At 44.8% G+C, this 14,999-nt stretch carries 12 protein-coding genes; 3 read left to right on the plus strand and 9 right to left on the minus strand.

What is annotated here, in order from left to right:
• Positions 1 to 34: 34 nt before the first annotated feature.
• Positions 35 to 922 (minus strand): GNAT family N-acetyltransferase, encoded by an 888-nt coding sequence (locus L6442_RS19900; protein ID WP_212976787.1) that lies wholly within the window; start codon positions 920 to 922, stop codon positions 35 to 37.
• Between the two features lie 252 nt (positions 923 to 1,174).
• Between L6442_RS19900 and L6442_RS19905 the strand changes: the two genes are divergently transcribed.
• A complete protein-coding gene (locus tag L6442_RS19905; RefSeq protein WP_212976788.1) occupies positions 1,175 to 3,229 on the plus strand; it encodes an acyltransferase family protein in 2,055 nt (684 codons plus the stop codon).
• Between the two features lie 166 nt (positions 3,230 to 3,395).
• Here the strand turns inward: L6442_RS19905 and L6442_RS19910 are convergent, their stop codons facing one another.
• The 5 genes from L6442_RS19910 to L6442_RS19930 form a co-directional block, all read right to left on the minus strand.
• Positions 3,396 to 3,725 carry a hypothetical protein gene (locus tag L6442_RS19910; RefSeq protein WP_194231186.1) on the minus strand — a complete coding sequence of 110 codons (330 nt, stop codon included), beginning with the start codon at positions 3,723 to 3,725 and terminating at the stop codon, positions 3,396 to 3,398.
• A gap of 327 nt (positions 3,726 to 4,052) precedes the next feature.
• Complete coding sequence (locus L6442_RS19915) at positions 4,053 to 5,000, minus strand: D-alanine--D-alanine ligase (RefSeq protein WP_212976877.1); 948 nt, start codon at positions 4,998 to 5,000, stop codon at positions 4,053 to 4,055.
• A gap of 2 nt (positions 5,001 to 5,002) precedes the next feature.
• Positions 5,003 to 6,451, minus strand: a complete 1,449-nt coding sequence (locus L6442_RS19920; RefSeq protein WP_194231185.1) for an aminotransferase-like domain-containing protein — start codon at positions 6,449 to 6,451, stop codon at positions 5,003 to 5,005.
• 588 nt (positions 6,452 to 7,039) lie between these two features.
• Positions 7,040 to 7,498, minus strand: a complete 459-nt coding sequence (locus L6442_RS19925; RefSeq protein WP_212976878.1) for an OsmC family protein — start codon at positions 7,496 to 7,498, stop codon at positions 7,040 to 7,042.
• A gap of 43 nt (positions 7,499 to 7,541) precedes the next feature.
• The gene (locus L6442_RS19930; RefSeq protein ID WP_212976789.1) at positions 7,542 to 7,889 is read right to left on the minus strand and encodes a winged helix-turn-helix transcriptional regulator; all 348 of its coding nucleotides are present in this window, start codon (positions 7,887 to 7,889) and stop codon (positions 7,542 to 7,544) included.
• Positions 7,890 to 8,065: 176 nt separating this feature from the next.
• On the opposite strand from L6442_RS19930, the gene dmpI reads away from it, so the two are divergent.
• Positions 8,066 to 8,248, plus strand: a complete 183-nt coding sequence (dmpI, locus tag L6442_RS19935; protein WP_194231183.1) for a 4-oxalocrotonate tautomerase DmpI — start codon at positions 8,066 to 8,068, stop codon at positions 8,246 to 8,248.
• A gap of 59 nt (positions 8,249 to 8,307) precedes the next feature.
• The gene (locus L6442_RS19940; RefSeq protein WP_212976790.1) at positions 8,308 to 8,892 is read left to right on the plus strand and encodes an NAD(P)H-dependent oxidoreductase; all 585 of its coding nucleotides are present in this window, start codon (positions 8,308 to 8,310) and stop codon (positions 8,890 to 8,892) included.
• A 287-nt stretch (positions 8,893 to 9,179) separates the two neighbouring features.
• On the opposite strand, the gene L6442_RS19945 is transcribed toward L6442_RS19940, so the two are convergent.
• The 3 genes from L6442_RS19945 to L6442_RS19955 form a co-directional block, all read right to left on the minus strand.
• On the minus strand, positions 9,180 to 9,914 hold the full coding sequence (locus L6442_RS19945; RefSeq protein WP_237100002.1) for a class I fructose-bisphosphate aldolase: 735 nt from the start codon (positions 9,912 to 9,914) through the stop codon (positions 9,180 to 9,182).
• A gap of 124 nt (positions 9,915 to 10,038) precedes the next feature.
• On the minus strand, positions 10,039 to 10,620 hold the full coding sequence (locus tag L6442_RS19950; protein WP_212976791.1) for a DUF3238 domain-containing protein: 582 nt from the start codon (positions 10,618 to 10,620) through the stop codon (positions 10,039 to 10,041).
• Positions 10,621 to 10,868: 248 nt separating this feature from the next.
• A complete protein-coding gene (locus L6442_RS19955; RefSeq protein WP_237100003.1) occupies positions 10,869 to 14,999 on the minus strand; it encodes a carbohydrate-binding protein in 4,131 nt (1,376 codons plus the stop codon).

A 14,999-nucleotide genomic window follows, 5' to 3' on the forward strand; every position in this document is an offset into this window, starting at 1 on the left:
AACTATTTTCATAATTTTTACCATATTTTTTATTCTACGCTTTCAGTACACATTTCATATGTACTTGGTCAATCCATGGCTGAAACCCTGCGGCTTCCAAGACTCGAACGAGCGGTTCCTGAGATAATGGAAGATTTACGGTTCGCCGCAAAACTTTTTTCTCAAGCGGTGCATACACATGAGCCAGCAGCGCTTTTAACAATTCAGGAGCCTGCTCTTCTTCAGCCTTGACCACCCGGCATTGGTACAGGTTAGTTGCATTATGTTCCCCGTTTATATCAAACGCTCTTTTATATAAAGCGTAACCGGCGACCTGCCCGTTCGCATCCGCAGCCACAACCGATTCTCCGCCCGCGATATTCTCCCATTGGGTCTGCCAAGGCATGCTTTCGGCCGGAAGACGGAGCGCTTGCAAATCCTGTGGCAAGCCAAAGCGGAATTGATAGGTATGAGAGGCGTCTGAGGCGAATACCTCCGGCTGAAAGCCCTCTTTTTGTTCGTAAAATCTCAATTTATCGATGATTTGGTACCCCATCTTCGAATACAGCCTGATTGCGGGTTCGTTTTGGCTCAACGCCTCAAGAAGAGCAATCTCCGCGCCTTTTTCTCTGTACACGTCCAACGCCGCTCCGATGAGCGCCCTGCCGTATCCTTTGCCTCTGTATTCAGGAATGATGCCCGTTCCGCCATTCCAGGCGGTTAATCGGCCGTCAACCACGCGGAAACCGCTCATGACAAATCCTACGGCTTGGCCGTCTTCGCATAGAACGATGGAATCCTCCATAGACAGATGATTATCCGGAATCCGCTTAATGAAAGCATCAACGCTCAGTGTCATATCCGTAGCGTATCCTTTAAATCCATCATTCCATAATTGGGTGAGCTGCGCAGCGGAAAAATCACTGAATCTTTTAATTTCCATACCCATCTTCCCTTCCCTGAAATAGAAATCGCCTAGCATGTTTATCATGAACAAAATGTGATAGGAACGCAATCTTTTTGTAACCTTAACTGAAAGCCGATGTGGTAAAGTAAGTACCTGTGACCACTTCACTTGCGAACATCATCTTGTACGGAGGCATCATCGAAATGAATATAAGGGAAATGAAATCATCGATTTACATAATTGGGGCCCTATCAAATGCATCCTGCCAGGAAAGCAGGGTTTATATATATGTCTAATCAACTTCATTCTAATAAACGTTATATGCCAGGTCTTGACGGTCTGCGGACACTGGCCGTATTTTTTGTCGTATTATATCATTTGAACGTAAACTGGGCGCCTGGAGGGCTGCTTGGCGTAAGTATCTTTTTTGTATTATCCGGCTATTTAATTACCGATTTATTAACCTCGGAATGGAGCCGCACCCATACGATTGACCTGAAAGATTTTTGGATCAGGCGATGCAGAAGGCTCCTTCCGGCCATGCTCGTCATGATGGCTGCAGTAGTGGCCTGGGTAACGATATTTAACCCTTCTCTAATCCCTGTGCTGCGCGGTGATGTCGTTTCTTCGCTTTTTTACGTAAATAACTGGTATCTGATCTTTCATCAGGTTTCTTATTTCGAAAAATTCGGGCCGGTATCGCCGTTCGGACATATGTGGTCCCTTGCGGTCGAAGAGCAATTTTATCTGCTATGGCCACTGCTGCTGCTGCTTGGCATGCGCCGGCTGAAGAAACGCGGGCCGGTGTTTCTCTTCATTATCGGAGCGGCTGCGCTATCTGCGTTCGCGATGCTGCTGCTTTATAAGCCAGACAGTGATCCCAGCCGTGTTTATTACGGCACCGATACCCGGGCCTTTTCCCTTTTGATCGGCGCCGCGCTCAGCATTTTGTGGCCCAGCCGGAAATTGTCCGCCAGGGTGTCCGTCAAAACATGGCTTGCCCTCGATGCCATAGGCATCTTTGGTATTGCAGCCGTGTTTATGATGGTATGGCAAACCAATGAATACGAATCCTTTTTGTATCCCGGTGGATTCCTGCTGTTGTCGGTACTAGCGGCCATGATCATCGCTTCCGCCGCCCATCCCGCCACTTTGACCGGAAGGCTGCTTGGCATGAAGCCGCTGCGCTGGCTCGGGGTCCGATCCTACAGCATATATATGTGGCATTATCCCGTTATCGTACTTACGACCGGATCGAACTCGGAACCGAATGTTTGGCGGGCATTGATCCAATCGGCGGTCAGCATCATTCTGGCCTCCTTATCCTATAAATACATAGAGGAACCGATACGGGGCGGGCTAATCGGCAAATCATGGAACAAATTGCTTAAGGGACATATCCGTCTATCCCACATTCCGCTGAAAAGGTGGATCACTTTCGCTTCGGTGCTCGTCATGACGGTTGTGTCATGCGCCGGTTTTGCGATGCGGACGCAAGTAGGTGCCTCCATGCTTGAGCATCAAACGGCGCCGGTTACCGCAAACCCGTTATCTCCCGGCCAAACCGGAAGCGGATCTTCCGGCGTGACCAAGGCTCCTGTGTCTGGTGCTGTAAAGGCCGGAGATGGCGGCATGTCAGCAGGGGAGAATGAAGCAGACCCGGCAGACAGTTCTTCAAGCGACCGGGGTAACTCCGGATCGTCCGCGAACGAATCCATGGATGCCGGGCAGCAACAGCCGCAAACGGATCAGCAGGAATCAACAGACAAAACGGAAGCATCCAAGCAGACCGCCAAGTCAACGAAACCGCAAGAGACGGGAGACCCTCAGGCCGCAAAAGACGGCAAAAAATCGGCTCCGCCTGCGGCAAAACCCGGTAAAGGCAAGTCGATTACAATCATTGGGGATTCCGTTATATTAGATGCCGAACCTTACTTGCAGAATCAAATGCCGGGTGCCGTTATCGACGGCAAGATCGGCAGACAGATGGCGGAAGCGCCGGATCTCATCGCGTCTTTGCGCGCGGAAGGCAAACTCGGCAGCCAGCTCGTCATCGAGCTTGGAACCAACGGTCCTTTCAGCCGCAAGCAGTTGATGTCGCTTCTGGATTCCTTGCAGGATGTACGCCGCATTGTCCTTGTCAACGCCCGGGTTCCCCGCGGCTGGGAAAGTGTCGTCAACTCTTCCATTAAAAAAGCGGCAGCCTCTTACCCGAATACAACGCTGCTTGACTGGCATGCCGCGAGCAATGGCAAATCTTACTTCGAACCCGACGGCGTCCATCTCAAGCCCCAAGGCGGGGAAGCGCTGGCTGATCTGATCGCCCGGGAACTGGGATTTTGATTCAGCAATCATACATTCTTACTTCAATAAAAAACTTGCTCTCGTCGGAGATCATTCCAATAAACATCTACGATTATCGTTTGTTTTTCAAACTGAATCGGTGATATGAATACACCAAAAGAGCTGCCTTTACATGGTCAATCGACCTGAGGCAGCTCTCATTGTTTCAACATTCATTCTCTAAAAAATCGCTTATGTACCGTATTCCTTTGTCATTTATTTTCAACATCCATTTTACATGACTGAAATATCCGGTTTTATTTTGAATACACACACCTTCAACAATAATATCGTCCCTTCTGCCATCTATATCCTCATCCTTCTGAAATCCAACAACCTCTAATCCTTCATAAAGCGAAACAGGGGCTCCAAAATAATCATTTTTTATATCGGTTTTTGAAAGCATAATGATATCTTCTTCAATAAGTTCATTGTAATCTACATAAAGGAAGGGCTTGTCTATTTTATGGACTATCTGGTCTACTGTATAGCTCATTTCTTATCTCTCCCATCATCATCTGACAAATGTTTCTTTTAACCGAGCGTTCATCGAGGAATTGGGTTCAAAGCACATTCCTACAAAATGTGCCCAATCTTCCCGGCCTGCTGCTTTATGAGCGTTTTACTTTATTTTCTTTATAGTGCCGCTAGGCTCTTTGCTCTGCTAAAAAGGACCTCACCCCAATTTGTGGAGGGTGTCGAATCCGAACCCTACAAAGAGGATAAAGTCCACTGTGTATATTCTCCAAGTAATTCTATTTTCCTTTGAAGAATGGCTAAACTCTAATCACAAGAGCAATGTGTTCCTCATCTTCTTGCCGCCTTACCCCGCCTGAGACTGAGCCTGCTCCGAAGCAGCCGGTTGCGACACCTGCCGTACAGCAAGAGAACCTTCAATAATCGCGTCCAATAGCGCGGAGAACGTATAACCGGCGGCACGGGCGCTCCGCGGCAGCAAGCTGGTCTCCGTCATGCCAGGCAGCGTATTGACCTCAAGGATGTAAGGTATGCCATTCTTCAGCATCATATCCACCCTGGCATATACAGAGCATTTCAGGGCGCTGAAGCTGCGCTCGGCAGCCTCGCGGACACGCTTGGCGGTCTCGTCATCCAATACGGCAACCTGCTCATCGCTGCCGCCGGGTTCATATTTAGATGTATAATCAAAAAACTCCGCTCCCGGTTTGATGGAGAGCACCGGCAAAAATTCGCCGTTCAAAATGCTGCAGGTGATTTCCTCGCCCTCAATATATTCCTCGACCAGCACCTCTTCACCATAAACGAAAGCCGTTTGCAGCGCTTCAAGCAGTTTTTCTTCGTTTCTGACAAGCGTGACCCCGATGCTGGAACCGCCTGCGTTGGGTTTAACCACCATCGGATAGCTGAAACGGGAAAGGCGTCCGTTACGCAGATCGTCCATGCTGCGCAGTAACGTCCATTCCGGAGTAAACAGCCCTTCATAACGCAGCAGCCTTTTGCTCAGATCCTTATCCATGCATAAAGCGCTGGAAAGCAGCGTGCAGCCTGTATACGGAATGCCCATCGTTTCAAGCGCTCCCTGAATCGTTCCGTCCTCGCCGAAACTGCCATGAAGCGCAAGCAGCGCGACATCGATCCCCTGCGCCTGCTTTAACAGATCCTGCTTTCGGCGAATGTCGATGGGAATGATTTCATATTTGGTTTTGTCCAGATGCGCCATCATTTCTTTGCCCGTCGCCAGCGATACTTCACGTTCGGAAGAAATGCCGCCCATAATTACGCCAACCTTCATCATTATGCCTCCATTCTTTTTTTGACCGCGTTGCCGATAATTTGGATTCCCCGCTCCAGCTCATCATCGCTTACCCGTGAAAAACCGAGCCGGAGCGTATTGGCTCCGCCGCCGTCGGTAAAAAACACATCCCCGGACGTGAAAACGACTCCTTGCTTATAACATTCGCCAAGAATCTCCCTTGCGTTAAGTCCGTCCTGAAGCTCGATAAACAGATGCAGTCCGCCCGACCCGGTCAGGCGTTTAAAAGGAATATGCTCCGTACAGTAGCGGACCGCCAATTCATGTTTCCGCTTATATTCGGATTTTGCCCGTTTCAGATACTTCTCGAAATTTCCGTTATGGAAATATTGGAACAGCACCGCTTGATCCAATGTAGAGGTATGGATATTCCGCGAGCGTTTAACGCTGACAAGCGCATCGATCAGATCCCGGTCCGCCGCAATCCAGCCGATCCGGATGCCCGGAAAGAGAATCTTGGAGAAACTGCCCAAATAAACAATGCTGTTCCCTTCCCCGCCAAACGCAGCCAAAGGCGCCATATGCGAACCTGAATAACGCAGCTCTTCGTTAAATCCGTCTTCGATCAGCGGTACGCGGTGCTCGGTAAGCAGGCGCAGAACTTCGACCCTCTTTTCGGCCGACATGACGATGCCGGTAGGATTATGGTAAGACGGGGTCAAAAAAGCAAGGCCAAACTCCTGCTCCCGCAGCGTTCGCTCAAGCTCTTCAAGACAGATGCCGTCCGGATCCATCGTAATACCGGTAATATCATAGCCGTGCAGCTTGGAGATTTTGATTGCAGTGTGATGCGTCGGATTCTCGCAAAGAATATGTTTGCAAGAAACCTCAAGGGATGACAGGAGCATGTCATAGGCTTCGGTAAAACCGTTGGTGATCAGAATATCCTTTCCTTCCATATCCACACCTTTCGTTTCCATATATCCGGTCAGATATTGAATCAGCGGCTTGTAGCCTTTGGCGTAGCCGTAATTGAGCAGGATTTCCCCTTCCAGCGACATCCGGTCCAGAAAGGCGCGTTTTACATTCGCCAGATCAAACAGCTTCTCATCCGGCGCGATGCTCGCGAAATTGATCATCCCCTTTTCGCCGCGCAAATCCCGTTTCATCAGATCGTATTCCACTGCCTGCTGCGCCGTGCGGTTCAGACGCTGCCGCCAATCCGTCGACCAGGATGGAACGGAGGCGATTCCTACCCGGGAAACAAAACTCCCCTTGGAGTGAACCGTGTAAATAAATCCCTCCTCTTCAAGCTCCGAATACACCGTGACCAGCGTATTGCGGCTAATGCCCAACATCGTGCTCAGCTCCCGTGTCGACGGAAGCTTTTGATCGACTCTGCCTTTGCCTTTCGTAATCCATTGCTTCAAATATTCTTTAACCTGCACCGTAAGCGGCCGGCCTTCTATAATTTTAAAATCGGTGAACATCGTTAATCCCCCCACGTATTATCTTGGCATAAACCTCTGGCGGAAGAAAGGTCCACCGCAATGCGTTTTGCCGCCGGTCGTGGTTTGGTTTGTCCGTAAATAGCCCAAACCAATGTATGCTCTATTCGCATTGTTCAATTTTATACGAAAATATGCTTTGGCTTTTTGAGACAAAACCTTTAGCATTTCATCGTTGGTGGTGACCGTGAGGTCATGTGGGCTTCTAACGAAACCTGCAATCGTTATTCATGCAAAATAGAACCTATATATTTTATAACGAAACAGGGTATCGCTATTGATCAAAATAGTCGGGAATCAAGCCTGATTTTGCCCAAATAACGTTATGTAGTTTCGTTAAATTTAATTTAGTGGCATTTTGGTGGCAATAGCGTGTCACAGTTTCGTTAGCAGCATCGAACGCTAAGATTATGGTTCCGCCTCCTCAATGCGGCATGAAAACAACCAATCAAAAAAAGCCTGAAAAATCAGGCTCTTAAAACGTTTAAAGCGTTTATAAAATGGGTTTAGTTTCATGTCTTTAGACAACCTTCAAACCGGGCCGTTCAATCACAACCCTAGCTTACATTCCTAAGATTCCCCATTCTCGCTTTTTTCGATGCGCGGCATGGTGGATAACGCCACATTTCCGGCGACGGCGCGGGAGATCATACAGGAACCCTCCGCCTTTTCCGCCAATTTGCGGGCATGCTCCAGATCTTTTTCCGAAGCGGTTTCTTCTAACAAAATGTAGGGTTTATGAGCGATGCTGACATACGTAAAAATATTGTTCGTAACATCTACGATCCCTTCCGATTCCAGCGACAGCTTTTGTACCGGCAGCCCGGCCCGTTCCATCATCGCCGCCAGCGTGATCAGATAGCAGGTCGCCGCCGCGCCCAGCAGCATTTCGTCCGGATTGGTGCCGATGCCGGGACCACCCATCTCTTTTGGAATGGAAATTGCGGTTTTCAGTTGTCCGGCTTCGATTCTGCCTTCGCTGTTCCGGCCTCCATCCCACTCTGCTTTTAGTACAAACGAGTGATTCATCATCACTGCCTCCTTCGCTTTATTACTCGGGCCGACTCCTAGCTTAAGAAGGGGTTGCTCTAAGCCCACTACATCCATTACCTATATAATTTTTTCCCCAGTCACAAAGTGCATCTACAATTGGAATTAAACTTTCCCCAAATTCTGTAAGAGAATATTCGGTTTTGGGAGGAACTACCGGATAAACAGTCCGAGTAATAAGTCCCTCTCCTTCAAGCTCGCGTAATTGCTGAGTCAGCATTTTAGGAGTAGCTTGAGGAATGAATTTTTGTAATTCATTAAACCGCAACGTTTGGTTTATTAAGTAAAACAAAATAATAGCTTTATATTTTCCGCCAATTAAGCTAATAGGTGCTTCTATTGGACAATTAAAAATTTTTTCATGATTCATGATTATCTCCTAACTATCATTTTGGGTAGTATATTACAAAAAGGTGCATACTTGTCCAAATGAAAATAACTGGTAAGATGATAACATCAATTGATTCAATATTCAAACGGTCCGGACCATAAATATCAAAAATGGAAAAATTAATATGAAATGATCCATCGAAGGAGAAAAATAATATGCCAGTAATAACATTGGAAGGCGCGAAATTAAGCAAAGAACAAAAAGGTCAATTAGTAAAGGAATTAACGGCAACAGCGGCAAAAATCATGAACACACCGGAACAGGCTTTTACCGTTTTATTAAAAGAAAATGAAAAAGAGAATGTAGGTATAGGCGGTCAGCTCATATCCGAAAGATAATGCGTAAGTAAAATTCATTTCTCCAGAAAAATAAAATAACTTAATGGGAGGTACCTGCAATGAAACATCTCATTGTTTATGCACACCCACGTACTAACAGCTTTAACCATGTGATTCTGGATACTGCAGTAAATACACTTAAAAAGAATGGACATGACGTTGTTGTACGCGACTTATACGAGCTTGGTTTCCAGCCTGTTCTTACAGCCGCCGATATCGCTTCGATGCGAAAGGGTGTGATTCCTGAGGATATTAAGAATGAGCAGTTGTACATCACTGAAGCAGATGTGATTATCTTTATTTCTCCGATCTGGTGGACAGGGCTTCCAGCTATACTTAAAGGGTATGTAGATCGGGTATTTGCAAAGGGCTTTGCTTATGCTTCAGGTGAAGAGGGTATCGTTAAATTATTGAAGGGCAAAAAAGGGCTGATTATTAATACACATGGCGCTCCAAAAGAGGTTTATAACCAAATTGGCATGACTGATGGTTTGAAGATCACTTCTGATACAGGCATCTTTGATTTTACAGGAATTGAGGCTATTGATCATTTATTATTTGGCAGCGTACCAGATGTAAATGATGCTGCACGCAATCAAATGTTACAAACCGTTGAGCAAACCATACAAACTCATTTTGCGTAAATGAAGGCAAGTGAGTTGGTTGGTACGGTGAACCGAGCTGAACGAATAGACTTCATACGCCGTTGTGCTGAGCACAACGAGTAGGCAGAGCTTATGGATTCAGCAGCGAAGATTATCCGGTACTTTAGAATCTTATAGTTATATCGCTAACAGGAAAAGATAGTTAAACATTAAGGGTTCTACATATTAGTCATCCATAATATGTAGAGCCCTTATATTATTTGATTTTTTTAGCTTAGGTCTTGATAATTTTCAGTCTAATACTTTATTTTCAAAGTACTTTATTTTCACTGAACATTCATTAGCCGATATATTGCCGTAGCGAATCGATCGGTCAGGTGTTTGCCTGTTCTCCCTTCAATACCGTAAGCGCTTGTTCCGCCGCTGCGCCTTGATGAACGATTGACATTAACGCAGCCGTCATGCCGGCAGGATTCGGATGTGATCACATTGCGTCCGTATACGATTCCGGCAGCGCCCTGCTTCATCAGCTCCGCCGTGTGATGCACGATCTCTTCGTCGCTTGCGCGGCCGCCGCCTCTTACGAGCACGGGAACGCCGGAGGCCACCTCAATCACCCGATGATATTCTGATACATCGTCACAAGGATCCGCCTTGATGACATCCGCACCGAGCTCGACGCCCTGACGGACAAGCGCCGTAGTTTTATGGATGTCGCCATCTACCATATAGCCGCCGCGCGCTTCATTCGGCAGCATGACCAGCGGCTCGACCATGAGCGGAATGCCGTATTGCTCGCATTCCGTTTTCAGCCGGGAGATGTTCGCGACGCATTGATGATGCAGCTCCGGCTGGCCCGGAAGGAGCAGCAAATTGACGCATACGGCAACTGCGTCCAATCGCACGGCATGCCAGATCGCCCGATCGACCAACTCGCTGAACAAGTGCCGCGGCAGCTCCTTTCCATAAATGTTGGCCGCATCCGTCCTCAGAACGAGACCGGGCTTCGACTTCCCTGGAATTTGCTGATATTGGCGGGCTTGTCCGACGCTCAGCTGCACGCAATCCGGATTCGCCCGAATTACGGTATCAATCGCTCCCTGGACGCCGACGCATCCGAAGCCGACCCGATTCCGCAGCCAAGCTTATAGTACCATCCTTTTGAAGGCCAAAAGTCTCTGATTCTCATGCTTCAAAATGATATTCCATATCCCCAGCCATTGCAGTTGGAGTATCTCCCGTCTTCCGAAAGTCATGGGCGTACAGGAGTTGAAAATCCCCAAAATCCAATTGTTTATAGAACTCGAAGCAAGGAAACCCATCATGGCTGCCCTTCACCTGCACGGTGCCATCCTTATGCGCGGTAATCTGCAGAGAGTAGTCTACCGTCGGTGCATCAGGACGAAGCGGATTGCTTGCACTCGCTCGCATGGTTAATGATACCGAATCACCGTTCCACACTTCATCTTCTACTCGAATACCGTCTGTAGACGATTTTCCTTGTTTGTATTCGACGGAACCGTCTGAGGCTGTCAATTTGAGCACGGTGACACCCGTATCGGCAAAAGTTGTAATTCGTTGCTTAACGAAGTCGATGACGACTTCCTGCTCCACACGGCAACGCCCGGTGTTTACTGCGTATGGGGTGAATTCCCTGGCATCCGCCTGATATTCATAAATCATGCCTGTAGACGGATCTTGAATTGGGGGCAGATAGAGCATACCGCCGATAAACACGCTTCCTCTAATTTTGATTATTTCTGCCATAATAGCAACCTCCTTGCCTCCGAATTTATTAAGATATATTTATAGTATTCGGTGGTTACTAATATTCTCCTTTTTTCTAACTATACTGCCAATTAGCTTAATAAGCTGATGATACGGATTAAAATTAGACAATCATCATAATCGACTTGAGTATAAGTTCTTGTCTTCTTTACCTATTCGACAAAAAAGCCTGTAGAAAAAGTTCCGTAAGGAACAGGTCTACAGGCTGAGCTGTCAAGAATAATTCATTAAGTCCCTTCACTTTTATCCTCTATGTTCTTCATCAGTCTTACAGCATCATACTCAAGTACATCCCTTACATCCTCTGATAAATGATTGTCTTTTTCAAGAAATTCCCGAAAATCATTAAGGTGTTTAATAGATTGAGCAAATTTGCCTGTATCAAAATGATGCTTTGACTGAACAACCTTATTTCTAAGTGTTTTATACAAGCTATGAGCAACATTGCCCGCTTCTAACATCATATCAAGATTATTGTTGATTGAATCGTGAGTTATATCTATAGGTCTTACGATAAAGTTATCAAATTTCGTGGAATTATAGTATGATCTAAGCCCCACTTTTCCTTGAGTAAACGAGGTGGTGCTATTGTCTGTATAATCTATTTTAGGAGTATTCATATCTCCAACATAAATTTTAATATTTGTACCTTTCGCCTCCACTTTCATATGCTGCCATGTGTTTAACGGTTCATTTATTTTTGAACCCTTTAAGTAAGTCCAATTATAATTGAATTTCCCTAAATGAAGACCTTCTTTATTAATATATGCAATATATCCTTGCATAAAGTTTGGATTATTCTGACCAAGCTCGATACCATTGGCTGGATTATTCACTCTAAATATGATCCCGCTGTCACCTGTCCCAGCTCCAATGTTAATATCCGCTTCTACTGTATAATCCCTCCATTTGCTATCTCCGATCACAGACTTTGCAAAGGTACCTGGTGCTGTGCTGTACTCCCCTTTAGTTGCTGGCGGCTCTTTTCCGCTTTCTAACGTAAAGTTAATACTTCTTAAGTCAAATTCACCTTTCACTATCTCGACCTTTATCGTATGCTGTCCAACTGGTAATGATACGTTGTCTATAATGACACTATCCCAGTTATCCCAACCTCCTGTTTTAGGGACATCAATGATACCTGTTAAGTCAACTTTATCATCTAGCCAAAGTCTAATTTGACTTCCCTCAAGTTCTGTTGCAACTTTGATAGCTACTTGGTAAATTCCCTCTTTCTCAATATCGACATTATATTTTAACCATTCTCCTGCTTGATTCCAACCAACATTATAACCACCCTCAGGATTGTTTCGAATATCTACAGCATCCCTTCTATATTTGCCTCCAATATTCTCAGGAGAATTGTCATGATAGGCAACGCCTTCTCCACCAGTTATATAATCAGCAGCCATTATGTTTCCAGGCAATTTCTTATAGTTATCAAACGTATGAAGTGTGAATCTGGATATATCAAATCCACCCTGCAGAGTGATTAGCTTTAAAGTGTGTTTTCCAGCTGGTAATGAAATGTTCTTTAAAGAAACGTTGCTCCAGTTATTCCAATCCCCTGTATTTGGGATGCTTATTTCTCCAGTTAAGTCAATTTTCTCATCTAATAAAAGCTTTACTTTCCCTCCATCCTCAATTGCAGAAGTAAGTAGATCAAGACCATATGTGCCTTCTTCTTCAATGTTTACATCATACGCCAGCCATTCTCCTGCTTGATTGGAAGTTACGGCGTAATCACCATCAAGAGCAGCTCTTATATCAACATCATCATCACGATACCGTTCGCCACTATTTCCTACAGTGTTATCATGATAGCCTACACCTTCACCACCGAGATTGTAATCTTCAGCTTCAATGATTCCAGGCACCGGCTTATGAATAGCAAACGACGAAAAATCAAGACTAGTAAAATCGAATTCTCCTTCTACGATTTCAACTTTAATCGTATGCTCACCCTCTGGTAAATGAATACCTCTTTTAATGACAGGCTGCCAATTGTTCCAATCCCCTGTGTTCGGAACATCCAGGATGCCGGTTAAATCTGTTTCATCATCTAACCATAATCGAACCTTAGCCGCATTAAATGTGGTTGCAGTATTTATTTGGACATTATAGATACCCGTTTCTTTAATAGATACATTGTATTTAAACCATTCTCCTGTTTGATTCCACCCAACCGCCGTACCACCTTTTGGGTTATTTCGAATATCAACAGAATCTCCTCTTAATGCACCTCCAATATTTTCAGCGGTTGTATCATGGTAAGCAACCCCTTCTCCACCAGTTATATAGTAGGCTGCTCCTACTGAACCTGGTATTGGTTTATAAGCATCAAAAGAACTCGGTTTATTTGTTTTAACAGTCCAAAATCCTTCTATTTCGTTCCAATCATCGCTTGTTCCATTATTAAAATCTGAAGAAATTTCATTTACCTGCTTATGTTCTTGAAAATTCATCGTAGACAAGTCAAATGTTCCATTGACAACTACAAGTTTTAGTGTGTGCTTGCCTTTTGGTAAATCTAAACCTTCAATGGAAAATGTCTTCCATTCATCAGTCTTTGGGATATTTAATACACCTGTCAAATCAGTCGAGCCATCTATCGTCAGTTTCACTTGTGCATGATCGCTTGACTTGGATACTCTCAGGTCCACATTGTAAGTACCATCTGCTGCGACATTAACATTGTAATTCAACCATTCCCCGGCATCGTTCAAGCTTACCTTATACCCACCTTCGGAATTTGTTTTTATATCAACTGATTCCTTTCGATACTTACCATTAGCATCTTCTGTGGTTGTATCATGATAGGCTGCGCCTTCCTCACCTGAATTAAAATGTACTGCCTCAATCTTTCCCGGTAAAGGTTTGTACGCATCAAACACATTACTTCCGTTCACTTTATTGCTAAAAGCAGTATAACCAAATGCGGCATGAATATCAGATGTTGCGTAACCAATTTTCCCTCCATCCAGCTTTGCAACCTCACATGTTTGTTTATGCATTCCATCAACAAAAACCTTAAATGTTGAAGATGATTTTTCTACTCTAATTTGATGAAGCTTAGAATAATCATAGTCTTCTGGTAGGTCTGTTACTTCCTTCTTTAGCTCAACTCCATCTACGATAAAGCTAGTTTCTAGTTGGTTTTTATTAGGATTTAATACAGCTAAACCATAATTGTTTTCATCCTTATAGGAAAAAATAGCACCAAAGTAAGGATCATTACTCAGCCCTTTTTTAATTAATTTCATATTAAACTCTGCCGTGTAATCAAAAGTTGTAGATTCCTTTGTGAATTGTTTAAATAAATTAGTGTTATCAACTGTTGACTGTTGAAGCCATCCAGACATATCTGATGTAATACCCCAACTTCCACCGCCTATATTTTGCCAATTTTTTGCGAATGAAGACTGGGTAAAGCGTTCACTGAAATCAGGTAAGTCCGGGTCAGGCTGTTCTGTGCTAGTGGGACCAAGAACGAGCATTTTATCCCCATTCCATGCAATCCGATCCAGATTCAAATATCTTCCAGGATTTGCATGGCTGTGATAAACGATATACTCAGAGTCCAGATCAGGTCCTCTAACGACTGAATTATGCCCTAGCCCCACATTCTCCCCTTCAGTCTTTAGCAAAATTGGATTTTGATCAAAGTTATGAGAGAAGCCGGAAATCGGACTTTCACTACTTGCATAGTCGACACGATACGCCTTGTTCCATACATGATTTCCTGTATAGGTCATATAATATTTACTATTCCTTTTAATCATGGTTGGTCCTTCAGTCCAACCATTCATTTTTGCTCCAGTGTCAAATGCTTTACCAAAGGTATATGGATCCGACATGGGACGTGCATCAATTCTTTTATCACCTGTACTGTAAAAATACCATTTTCCGCCATCATCAATAAACACATGACCATCAATACCCATGCCCAGGTTTTCTGTTTGCTTCACAAATGGACCCAACGGGTCAGAACTTTTGTACACATAATGCCCATTTCCCCCAGGCGATGTATACATATAAAACTCACCATTCCAATAAACAACCTCTGGTGCATATGCAGCTTTCGTTGTAGGTTCCTCCGTAACTAAGCCTTGATACTCCCAATTCACCAAATCCTCTGACTTCCAAGCTTTTACTCCACTCTTATCATCTACGGTACTAACATATAGATAATAGGTACCGTTATACTTTAAAATAAAGGGATCTCCTTCTCCATAAAACACGCCTGTATTCCATGTCCACGAATTAGGTAATTGAAATGGATTACTATAGGCCAAGGACGTTGATGGGGCGGATAAAATAAAAATAGCTATAAACGCCATCATAAAGATCTTTTTCAA

The sequence above is a fragment of the Paenibacillus azoreducens genome (assembly GCF_021654775.1).
Lineage (GTDB): Bacteria > Bacillota > Bacilli > Paenibacillales > Paenibacillaceae > Paenibacillus_AQ > Paenibacillus_AQ azoreducens.

Coding starts and splice junctions, on each gene's coding strand:
- L6442_RS19900 (WP_212976787.1), bottom strand. CDS start 922: ATGGAAATTAAAAGATTCAGTGATTTTTCCGCTGCGCAGCTCACCCAA.
- L6442_RS19905 (WP_212976788.1), top strand. CDS start 1,175: ATGTCTAATCAACTTCATTCTAATAAACGTTATATGCCAGGTCTTGAC.
- L6442_RS19910 (WP_194231186.1), bottom strand. CDS start 3,725: ATGAGCTATACAGTAGACCAGATAGTCCATAAAATAGACAAGCCCTTC.
- L6442_RS19915 (WP_212976877.1), bottom strand. CDS start 5,000: ATGAAGGTTGGCGTAATTATGGGCGGCATTTCTTCCGAACGTGAAGTA.
- L6442_RS19920 (WP_194231185.1), bottom strand. CDS start 6,451: ATGTTCACCGATTTTAAAATTATAGAAGGCCGGCCGCTTACGGTGCAG.
- L6442_RS19925 (WP_212976878.1), bottom strand. CDS start 7,498: ATGAATCACTCGTTTGTACTAAAAGCAGAGTGGGATGGAGGCCGGAAC.
- L6442_RS19930 (WP_212976789.1), bottom strand. CDS start 7,889: ATGAATCATGAAAAAATTTTTAATTGTCCAATAGAAGCACCTATTAGC.
- dmpI (WP_194231183.1), top strand. CDS start 8,066: ATGCCAGTAATAACATTGGAAGGCGCGAAATTAAGCAAAGAACAAAAA.
- L6442_RS19940 (WP_212976790.1), top strand. CDS start 8,308: ATGAAACATCTCATTGTTTATGCACACCCACGTACTAACAGCTTTAAC.
- L6442_RS19950 (WP_212976791.1), bottom strand. CDS start 10,620: ATGGCAGAAATAATCAAAATTAGAGGAAGCGTGTTTATCGGCGGTATG.